This is a genomic window from Nocardia sp. MH4 (genome assembly GCF_019266065.1).
GTDB lineage: Bacteria > Actinomycetota > Actinomycetes > Mycobacteriales > Mycobacteriaceae > Nocardia > Nocardia canadensis.
Genome location: NZ_LPNR01000055.1, coordinates 21116 through 30360 on the forward strand (window position 1 = coordinate 21116; position 9245 = coordinate 30360).

Below are 9245 nucleotides of genomic sequence, written 5' to 3' on the forward strand. Positions count from 1 at the left end.
CCGCGACCGGAAAGGACTCGGATTCCATGTCGAACGATGTCGTAGGCAGGTCCGGAGCCGCGGACGCGGACGGTGGCCGGGTTGCCGGTCGATCGCCGGGCAAGCCCCGGATCGATCTGTTCGTCTTCTGCGCCACCGCGATCGGCGCACTCGCCTTCGTCGCCTGGGGTGTCCTCGACGACGAGAGCCTGGCCTCGGCGGCGGGCACCGCGCAGAAATGGGTCATCACCAACACTGGCTGGTTGTTCGTCCTGGTCGCCACGGCGTTCGTCGTGTTCGTGATCTGGCTGGCCGTCAGCCGCTACGGCCGGATCCCGCTCGGCGCCGACGACGAGAAACCCGAATTCCGCACCGTCTCCTGGATCGCGATGATGTTCAGCGCGGGCATGGGCATCGGCCTGATGTTCTGGGGTGTGGCGGAACCGTTGTCGCACTTCGTGACTCCGCCGCCGCACACCGCCGAACCCGGCACCCCGGCGGCCGCCGAGGTCGCCATGGCCACCACGCTGTTCCACTGGACGCTGCACCCGTGGGCGATCTACGCGGTGGCGGGCCTGGCCATCGCCTACGGCACCTTCCGCAAGGGCCGCTCGCAGTTGATCTCCGCGGTGTTCCGGCCACTGCTGGGCAGGCACGCCGACGGCATCGGCGGGCGCGCCATCGACATGATGGCGATCTTCGCGACCCTGTTCGGCTCGGCGGCCTCGCTCGGTCTCGGCGCCCTGCAGATCGGCGCGGGCATGGAGTTCAACGGGTGGATCGACGGCATCGGCAAGATCGGCCTGGTCGCCATCATCTCGGGCCTGACCGTCGCGTTCGTGCTGTCGGCGGTCTCGGGTGTCGAGCGCGGCATCCAGTGGCTGTCGAATATCAATATGGTGCTGGCGCTGGCGATCGCGGCGTTCGTCTTCGTCGCCGGGCCGACCCTGTTCGTCTTGAACATGGTGCCGACCTCGATCGGCGACTACGTGGAGATGCTGCCGACGATGGCCTCCCGCACCGGCGCCGGCGACGAGGCGATGCAAGGGTGGCTGTCGAGCTGGACGATCTTCTATTGGGCCTGGTGGATCTCGTGGACCCCGTTCGTCGGCATGTTCATCGCCCGGATCAGCCGCGGCCGCACCATCCGCCAGTTCGTCACCGGCGTGCTGCTGGTGCCCAGCGTGGTCAGCCTGCTGTGGTTCGCGATCTTCGGTGGTGCGGGCATCGCCGAACAGGCCGAGCACGGCGACCTCACCGAGCCCGACGGCACGGTCGACTCGGACTTCGCGCTGTTCCACCTGCTGGACCAGTACCCGATCACCTCGATCACCACGGTGGTCGTGATGATCCTGGTCGGCATCTTCTTCGTCTCCGGCGCCGACGCGGCCTCGATCGTGATGGGCACCCTGTCCGAACGCGGCAGCATCGAACCCTCCCGCCCGATCGTCATCTTCTGGGGCGCCGCCACCGGCGCCGTCGCCGCGATCATGCTGGTCATCGCCGACTCCGACGACCTGGGCGGCGCCCTCACCGGCCTGCAAGCCCTCACCACCGTGGTCTCCCTGCCGTTCCTGGTGGTGATGGCCGCGATGTGTGTCTCCCTCTACAAGGACCTCCGCGAGGACCCCCTGATCCTGCGCGCCGACCGCGGCATCGAACTCGTCGAGGTCGCCGTCGACAAGGGCACCGAACAACACGAGGGCGACTTCGCCCTGGTCACCGAACCCACCGAGGACGCCGACGAGAAGCCGAGCTAGACCGTCCGCTCGATCCGCGCCGGCGCCGAGGTGAGCTCGGCGCAGGCGCGGCGCAGGCGGTCCCGCAGGATATCGGCGCTCTCGGCCACCGCGGCCTGGGCCCGCACGTAGTCGGCGCGGCCGCCGGGTGTTTCGATGCGGACCGGCTCGTAGCCGAATTCGCGCAGATCGTACGGGCTGGCGCGCATGTCGAGTTCGCGTGCGGTGCAGGCGAGTTCGAAGCAGTCCAGCAGCAGGTCCGACGGGATCAGGGGAGCGAGCTTGAAGCTCCACTTGTAGAGGTCCATGTTGGCGTGCAGGCAGCCGGGTTGTTCCCGCAGGATCTGGTCGGCGCGGGTGAGGGGCTCGGCGTTGCGGCCGACGGCGGCGGGGGTGAAGAAGCGGAAGGCGTCGAAGTGGGTGCAGCGCAGCGACATCGACTCGACGACCGCGTCGGTACCGGCGTGGCCCAGGCGCAGGGGGACCTGTTGGTGGCGGACGTCGTCGGTGCGGTAGACCATCGCCCACTCGTGCAGGCCGAAGCAGGACAGGTGGGTGGGACGCTGGGCGGTCGCGCTCAGCAGCCGTTCGACGAAGGCGATCGTGTCGCGCCGTTTCGCCAGGTAGGCCGGGTCGGCGGTATAGACGTCGGCGTCGACCCGGTGGTAGCCGCGAGCGCCCGCGTACTCGCGCGCGTCGCTCAGGGCGATGCCGAACCCGGGATGCCAGCGTCGCAACTGCGCGGGCTTGTGGCCGTAGTAGGTGAACAGGAAGTCGATCACCGGATGGGTGGTGCCCGCCGCCCGGCGTTCGAGGTAGGGCCCGACCAGCTCGTCGAGCCGCTCCCGATGCGCCCGCGCGCGGGCCTGCCACTCGACCGCGGGCAGCACCCGCGGGCCGAGAGCATGGTCCAGGTCGTCATGCGCGCTCACCGGGACATTCTCCCGCATCGGTTCGACGCGGCGGAGCCACCCCGAACTCACGCCGGTGACGGGACTGTTCGCTGGTGACGTCGGCGACGGCCTGCTTGCCCGGCGGGGAGCGGGCACCAAGAGGGGATCAGTCGGTCGCGCCGAATTCCTTGCGGTAGTGCTCGGACAGGGCCGGGAAGTAGTCGTCGAAACGGACGGTGGCCGGGTCCTGGTCGGTTTCGGCGGCGACCAGGCGATCGAGGTAGTAGTCCCAGCCGGGGCCGACGCCCTCGGCCATGGTGGGGTCGGGCACGTTCTGGGCGAAGACGAGGGTGGTGATGCCCGCTTCTTCGGAGAGATCGAGACGGAGCTGCCAGTGCTCGGGGTTGTCCCCGTCGTAGGGCATGGCGGTGGTGATCCGCAGCCGGTGCGGGGCATCGCACTCGTCGATGTGGAAGCGTTCGGCGGGCATCTCGCCCTCGAACAGCATCTGGAACTTCACCTCGCCGGTGGCCGGGTCGCCGGTCCAGGTGCCGAGCCAGCGCGCGAGCCGGTGTGGCTCGGTGACGGCGGCCCAGACGTCCTCGATCGGGGCGCGGAAGGTGCGCGTCCATTCGCAATAGGTGCCGTCGGCGAGATCGCGGCGATGTCCGGTCGCGGTGGGGATGGTCATGCTGTCTGCTCCTTGTCGGTGGCGGTGCCGGTGGTGGCCCGGCGTTCCCGGGTGGTGCGGCGGACCTCGAGGTCGAGACCGTCGAGCGCGTGCTCCGGAATCAGTGGCCTGATCAGGGGCAGCTGTTCCAGGTAGGCCCGCAGCGGGGCCAGGCCCTCGGGGGCGAGGCGATAGTGCCGTTCGCGGCCCTGTGGTTCGGCCTCGACGAGCCCCGCCTCGGTGAGCAGGCGCAGGTGCTTGCTGATCGCGGGCCTGCTGATGGGGTATTCGGCGGCGAGATCGACGACCCGGGCCGGTGCCCCGGCGAGCCGCACGAGCAGGTCGCGACGTACCGGATCGGCGAGCGCCTCGAACACATCCATCCTCTATTGGTAACCCATCGGTTACCAATGAGTCAAGGGCGCGAGTCACGCAGCGCACGAGAAACGGCCCGACCGATGTGGTCGGGCCGTTCCCGAGATGCCTGTTACCGCGTGTCGACGAGCGCGAGATCCGGTGTCACGGAACTCATTCGGCGAGCCGGTGGGTGCCGTCGCGCACGGTGCCGACGAACTCCTCGATCAGATCCTCCAGCGCGACCACGCCGACCGTGTTGCCCCGGCTGTCCACCACCCGCCCCAGGTGACTGTTGGTCCGGCGCAGCCGCGCCAGCGCCTCGTAGAGCGTGGTGCCGGAGCTGACCGTCGGCAGCGGGCGGATGTCGGTGCGCGGGATCTGCGTCTCCGGTCCCGCGGTGTCGTCGGCGACCTTGTCGAGGACATCCTTGACGTGCAGATAGCCGACCAGCGACCCGTCGGCCGCGCGCACCGGATAGCGCGAGAACCCGGTCTCGCCGACCGCGGCCTCGATGTCGCCGAGCGTGGTGCCGTTGCCGCGCAACGGCACCGAGCGCGCCTGCGCCAGCGGCACCATCACATCGCCGACGATCCGCTCCGAGGTGCCCAGCGCCTGGGTCAGCCTGCGGTGTTCCTCCTCGTCGAGCAGCCCCTCCGAGCGGGACTCGCCGATCATCTCGGCCAGCTCCACCGTGGAGACCGTCGCGTCGAGCTCGTCCTTCGGTTCCACCCGCAGCATCCGCAGCGAGAGGTTGGCGAGGTAGTTGTACAGCGCGATGAGCGGGCGCGCGATCCGCAACCACATCAGGTGGATCGGCACCAGCAGCAGCGCCGAGCGTTCCGGCCCGGCCAGCGCGATGTTCTTCGGCACCATCTCGCCCAGCAGGATGTGCAGGATCACCACCAGCGTCAGCGCGAGGGTGAACGAAACCGGGTGCAGCAGCTGATCGGGCAAGCCCAGCAGCTCGAACGGGCGCTCGAGCAGATGCGCCACCGCGGGTTCACCGACCCGGCCCAGCAGGATCGAGCAGATGGTGATGCCGAGCTGAGCCGCCGCCAGCATGATCGACAGGTTCTCACCCGCCTCGATGACCGTCTTCGCGTTCTTCTTGCCTTGCGCGACAAGAGCCTCGAGCCGGTCGCGCCGCGCCGAGATCAGCGCGAACTCGGCGGCGACGAAGAAGGCGTTGCCCGCCAGCAGCACGACGGTCAGCACGATGCCGAACAGATCACCCATGGTTGTGCTCCCGTGCCGCGAGGTTCGCCGCGTCGACCGGGATCAACCGCACCCGATCGATGCGCCGGCCGTCCATCCGTTCCACCCGGGCGATCCAGCCGCCGCCGGAACCGCGGGATTCGGGCAGCACCACCTCGTCGCCGGTGGCCGGGATCCGGCCGAGCTGAGTCAGCACGAGGCCGCCCAGCGTCTCGTATTCGCCTTCCGGCGCTTCGTATCCGGTCGCGCGCGACACCTCGTCGATGCGCAGCAGACCCGAGCAGTCCCAGCCGTCGGAGACCCGGCGGACATCGCGCTCCTCCTCGTCGTGCTCGTCGCGCACGTCGCCGAGGATCTCCTCGATCAGGTCCTCCATGGTCACCATGCCGGCGGTGCCGCCGTACTCGTCGACGACCAGCGCGACCTGCATGCCGTCGGCGCGCACGCGCTCCATCACGGCGTCGCCGTCGAGACTGGCCGGCACGATCGGGACCGCGACGGCCAGCTTGCTCAGCGGGATCTGCTTGCGCAGATGCGCCGGATGGGTGAACGCCTGCTTGACGTGCACGACCCCCAGCGTGTTGTCCAGGTCGCCGTCGATGACCGGGAACCGGGAGTATCCGGTGCGGGCGGAGGCGGCGATGAGGTCGGCGATGGTGTCGTCGCGATCGAGCGATTCGACCTTCACCCGCGGTGTCATCAGGTCTTCGGCGCTGCGCTCACCGAATTCCAGCGAACGGTCCATCACCTGCGCGGTGCGCTGGTCCATCGCGCCGCGCAGCGCCGAGGTGCGGACCAGCGAACCCAGCTCCTGCGGTGAACGGGCCGAGCGCAGTTCCTCGGCGGGCTCGATGCCCAGCCTGCGCACGATCCAGTTGGCGGCGCCGTTGAGGAACCGGATGAGCCACTTGAACATGGCCGAGAACCCGATCATCGGGCCCGCCGTGAGCCGGGCCGTGGCCATCGGCTTGGCGATGGCGATGTTCTTCGGCACGAGCTCGCCGTAGATCATCGACAGCGAGGTCGCCAGGACCAGGGCCAGCACCAGGGCGACGCCGTGCGCGGCGTTCGGGCTCAGACCGGCCGCGTCCAGCAGCGGGTCCAGCAGCCGGGCCAGCACGGGTTCGGCGATGAAGCCGGTGATCAGGGTGGTGATGGTGATGCCGAGCTGCGCGCCGGAGAGCTGGAAGGACAGGGTGTGGTGGGCCTGCTTGACCAGCCGGGAGCGGACGTCACCCTCGCGGGCCGCGGCCTCGACGGTGCTGCGTTCCAGTGCGGTGAGCGAGAACTCGGCGGCGACGAAGAGCGCCGTGCCGAGGGTGAGTGCGACGAAGCCGAGAAGGCTGAGCACGGTCAGAACGATGGACATCCTCAGCACCACCCGGGTGATGCCGTGGGGAAATCGGAGGATCGAACGGACGCTGCGGAAAGGAGGACGCCGGGTTGGTCACCCGGCTCCGTAGAGGAACCCTCCTGTGTGGCGCCCTTGGACGCGGGTGACAACTGGATCCTTTCGAGTGGGGAAGAAAGCACTGCCGAGATCGGCAACTCCATAGTAATCGGTCCCCACCGATGATGTGTCAGCGGCGCGGGTGGGCCGACCGGTGGACCGGCGGAAACGACAGCGGCCGATCGGCACCGGCGTGCCGATCGGCCGTGGTCGGTCGGTCGTCACCAGCCGCTGGGCAGCGGGCGGCCCTCCGCGAATCCGGCCGCGGACTGCACGCCGAGCACGGCGCGTTCGTGGAACTCCGGCAGCGAGCGGGCGCCGGCGTAGGTGCAGGAGCTGCGCACGCCCGAGCAGATGTGGTCGATGAGGTCCTCGACACCGGGGCGCTCGGGGTCCAGACGCATGCGCGAGCTGGAGATGCCCTCCTCGAACAGCGCCTTGCGGGCCCGGTCGAAGCCGCTGTCGGCGGCGGTGCGGGCGGCCACGGCCCGCTTGGAGGCCATGCCGAAGCTCTCCTTGTAGGCATTGCCGTCGCGGTCGACACGCAGGTCGCCGGGGGATTCGTAGGTGCCGGCGAACCAGGAGCCGATCATCACGTTCGACGCGCCCGCCGCCAGCGCCAGCGCGACATCGCGCGGGTGCCGTACGCCGCCGTCGGCCCACACGTGCACGCCGAGTTCCTTGGCCGCCGCGGCGCATTCGGCCACCGCGGAGAACTGCGGGCGGCCCACGCCGGTCATCATGCGGGTGGTGCACATGGCGCCGGGGCCGACCCCGACCTTGATGATCGTGGCGCCCGCCGCGGCCAGATCGCGGGTGCCCTCGGCGGAGACGACATTGCCCGCGGCCAGCGGCACGCCGAGGCCGAGATCGGCCACGGCGCGCAGCGATTCGAGCATCTTGGCCTGGTGGCCGTGCGCGGTGTCGATGACGAGCACGTCCGCGCCCGCCTCGGCCAGCGCCTTCGCCTTGGCCGCCACGTCACCGTTGATGCCGACCGCGGCGGCGACCCGCAGCTTGCCGTTCGCGTCGATCGCGGGGGTGTAGATGCCGGCCCGGATCGCGCCGGTGCGGGTCATCACCCCGGCCAGCGTGCCGTCGGTGTGGGTGAGTACGGCGAGCTGGGCGTGCGCCTCGGCGAGGCGGTCGAAGATCTCGCGCGGGGATTCGTCGACGGGGGCCTGGACGAAATCGGTGAAGGCGACCTCGCGCAGTCGCGCGAACCGGTCGACGTCCGCGCAGGCGGCCTCGGTGACCACGCCGACCGGCTTGCCGTCCTCGACGATCACGACCGCGCCGTGCGCGCGCTTGTGCATCAGCGCCACCGCGTCGGACACCGAGTGGTCGGGGTCGAGGGTGACGGGGGTGTCGGCGGTGAGCGAGCGGCTCTTGACGAACGAGATGGTGTCGGCGGCCGCCGGGATCGGCAGATCCTGGGGCAGGACGACGAGGCCACCGCGCCGGGCGACGGTCTCGGCCATCCGCTTGCCCGCGACGGCCGTCATGTTCGCGACCACGAGGGGGATGGTGGTGCCGGACCCGTCGACACTGGCCAGGTCCACATCGAACCGGGACGCGACATCGGTCCGGTTCGGGACGAGGAAGAGGTCGTCGTAGGTCAGGTCGTACGGCGGCTGGGGTCCCGGAAGAAATCGCACTTGTTCGATGATAGCCGGGTGAGGTCTGCCGTGGGCGGCACCTCAGTGCGCGGTGTCGGCCGATTCCGGCAGCGGCGCCGCCTGCGTGCGGCACAGCACGACGGTGGCCCCGCACATCACGACGACGCAGGTCACGACCGCCACCAGGCCGAGATCGTCGGTGCGCAGCTGCTCGTTCAGGGCGGTGAGGCCGAGGAAGGCGGCGGCCAGCGGTTCGGCCACCGCCGCGGCCGGCAGGGAGGCCGACAGTGGTCCGGCTTGGTAGGCCCGCTGCTGGAGGTAGAAGCCGAGCAGACCGGCCCCGACCAGCGCCCAGGTCTGCCAGCCGGTGATCACGCTGCCGGGCCCGTCGCCGAACAGGGTGACCACGCGATCGGTGAGGGCGGCGGCCAGGCCGAACAGCGCGCCACCGGCGAGTCCGAGGCACAGCGCCCGCTCGGACGGATTGCGCAGCAGCACCCCCGCCAGCGTCGCGATCGCGACGACGCTCAGCAGAATCGCCAAGGGCACCAGCCACTCTCGCAGCGGCGCGGTCTGCTCGCCCGCGGTCGGATCGCCGATGACGAGGAACAGGACGAGGGCGGTGACGAGCACCAGCGCCGTCGCGGCGGCCCGGCCGGTGATCCGCTGATGGTTCAACCGCGCGGACAGCGGCAACGCGAAGACCAGGGAGCTCACCAGGATGGGCTGGACGACCAATACCGCGCCGAAGGCCAGCGCGAGCACCTGCATGCCGTACCCGCCGGCATCGCCGACGATCGCGGCCCACCACCGCTTGTTCCGCAGCAGCGAACGCACCAGCGACGCGTCGCCGGGGACCGCGGCGGCCGCACGCTGCTGCGCCACCGACGCCACCGCGAACAGCATCGCGGCGACGACGGCGCACACGATCGCGGCGATCGAACGGTTCGTCACCAGGTCAGTGTGGCAGCCGGACCACGACGTCGGCGGGAGGCGCCCGGCCGCTTCGAGGGGCCGAGCCGACCGTGGGTGTGGACGCGGGCGGCGCCCGCGATGCGAACACGTCGTCGGCGCCGGATCACGACGTCGGCGACGGCACCGATCCGACGCGCCCCGAACAGCAGCGTGGCCGAACCGTAATCGGTTCGGCCACGCGATGATTCAGTTTGCCGAGCGGTTGCGGCGGGCCGCCGGAGCGGCCGGACGCGCGGCTCGACGACGCGAATTCGTCGGCGTGTCGCCGCTGCGGGCGTGTCCGCCGGTGCCCGCGGGCTTGCGGCTGCGGGACTCGCCGGTCGGACGTTCCCGGCGCGGCGCGCCGCC

At 70.4% G+C, this 9245-nt stretch carries 8 protein-coding genes; 1 reads left to right on the forward strand and 7 read right to left on the reverse strand.

Going from position 1 to position 9245, the window contains the following annotated elements:
• Positions 1-26 precede the first annotated feature (26 nt).
• Positions 27-1739 (forward strand): BCCT family transporter, encoded by a 1713-nt coding sequence (locus ATM97_RS03780; RefSeq protein WP_218716525.1) that lies wholly within the window; start codon positions 27-29, stop codon positions 1737-1739.
• On the opposite strand, the gene ATM97_RS03785 is transcribed toward ATM97_RS03780, so the two are convergent.
• The 7 genes from ATM97_RS03785 to ATM97_RS03815 form a co-directional block, all read right to left on the reverse strand.
• Complete coding sequence (locus ATM97_RS03785) at positions 1736-2668, reverse strand: 3-methyladenine DNA glycosylase (RefSeq protein ID WP_255586937.1); 933 nt, start codon at positions 2666-2668, stop codon at positions 1736-1738. The two genes, ATM97_RS03780 and ATM97_RS03785, sit on opposite strands and share 4 nt — an antisense overlap.
• 109 nt (positions 2669-2777) lie before the next feature.
• Positions 2778-3302, reverse strand: coding sequence for an SRPBCC family protein (locus tag ATM97_RS03790; RefSeq protein ID WP_218716526.1), 525 nt, complete (start codon positions 3300-3302; stop codon positions 2778-2780).
• The gene (locus ATM97_RS03795) at positions 3299-3664 is read right to left on the reverse strand and encodes a helix-turn-helix transcriptional regulator (RefSeq protein WP_218716527.1); all 366 of its coding nucleotides are present in this window, start codon (positions 3662-3664) and stop codon (positions 3299-3301) included. The genes ATM97_RS03790 and ATM97_RS03795 overlap by 4 nt, the downstream gene beginning before the upstream one ends.
• A gap of 145 nt (positions 3665-3809) precedes the next feature.
• Positions 3810-4874, reverse strand: coding sequence for a hemolysin family protein (locus tag ATM97_RS03800; RefSeq protein ID WP_218716528.1), 1065 nt, complete (start codon positions 4872-4874; stop codon positions 3810-3812).
• Positions 4867-6222: a hemolysin family protein gene (locus ATM97_RS03805; RefSeq protein WP_218716529.1), complete on the reverse strand. Its 1356-nt coding sequence runs from the start codon at positions 6220-6222 to the stop codon at positions 4867-4869. Before ATM97_RS03805 ends, ATM97_RS03800 begins: the two co-directional genes overlap by 8 nt.
• Positions 6223-6524: 302 nt before the next feature.
• Positions 6525-7961, reverse strand: coding sequence for a GuaB1 family IMP dehydrogenase-related protein (locus ATM97_RS03810; protein ID WP_218716530.1), 1437 nt, complete (start codon positions 7959-7961; stop codon positions 6525-6527).
• A 42-nt stretch (positions 7962-8003) separates the two neighbouring features.
• Positions 8004-8876, reverse strand: coding sequence for a DMT family transporter (locus tag ATM97_RS03815; RefSeq protein ID WP_218716531.1), 873 nt, complete (start codon positions 8874-8876; stop codon positions 8004-8006).
• Positions 8877-9245: the final 369 nt, after the last annotated feature.

What these genes read in the sequence shown, in the direction of transcription:
- ATM97_RS03795 (WP_218716527.1), bottom strand. Translation starts at nt 3,664, where the DNA reads ATGGATGTGTTCGAGGCGCTCGCCGATCCGGTACGTCGCGACCTGCTC.
- ATM97_RS03785 (WP_255586937.1), bottom strand. Translation starts at nt 2,668, where the DNA reads ATGCGGGAGAATGTCCCGGTGAGCGCGCATGACGACCTGGACCATGCT.
- ATM97_RS03790 (WP_218716526.1), bottom strand. Translation starts at nt 3,302, where the DNA reads ATGACCATCCCCACCGCGACCGGACATCGCCGCGATCTCGCCGACGGC.
- ATM97_RS03800 (WP_218716528.1), bottom strand. Translation starts at nt 4,874, where the DNA reads ATGGGTGATCTGTTCGGCATCGTGCTGACCGTCGTGCTGCTGGCGGGC.
- ATM97_RS03805 (WP_218716529.1), bottom strand. Translation starts at nt 6,222, where the DNA reads ATGTCCATCGTTCTGACCGTGCTCAGCCTTCTCGGCTTCGTCGCACTC.
- ATM97_RS03780 (WP_218716525.1), top strand. Translation starts at nt 27, where the DNA reads ATGTCGAACGATGTCGTAGGCAGGTCCGGAGCCGCGGACGCGGACGGT.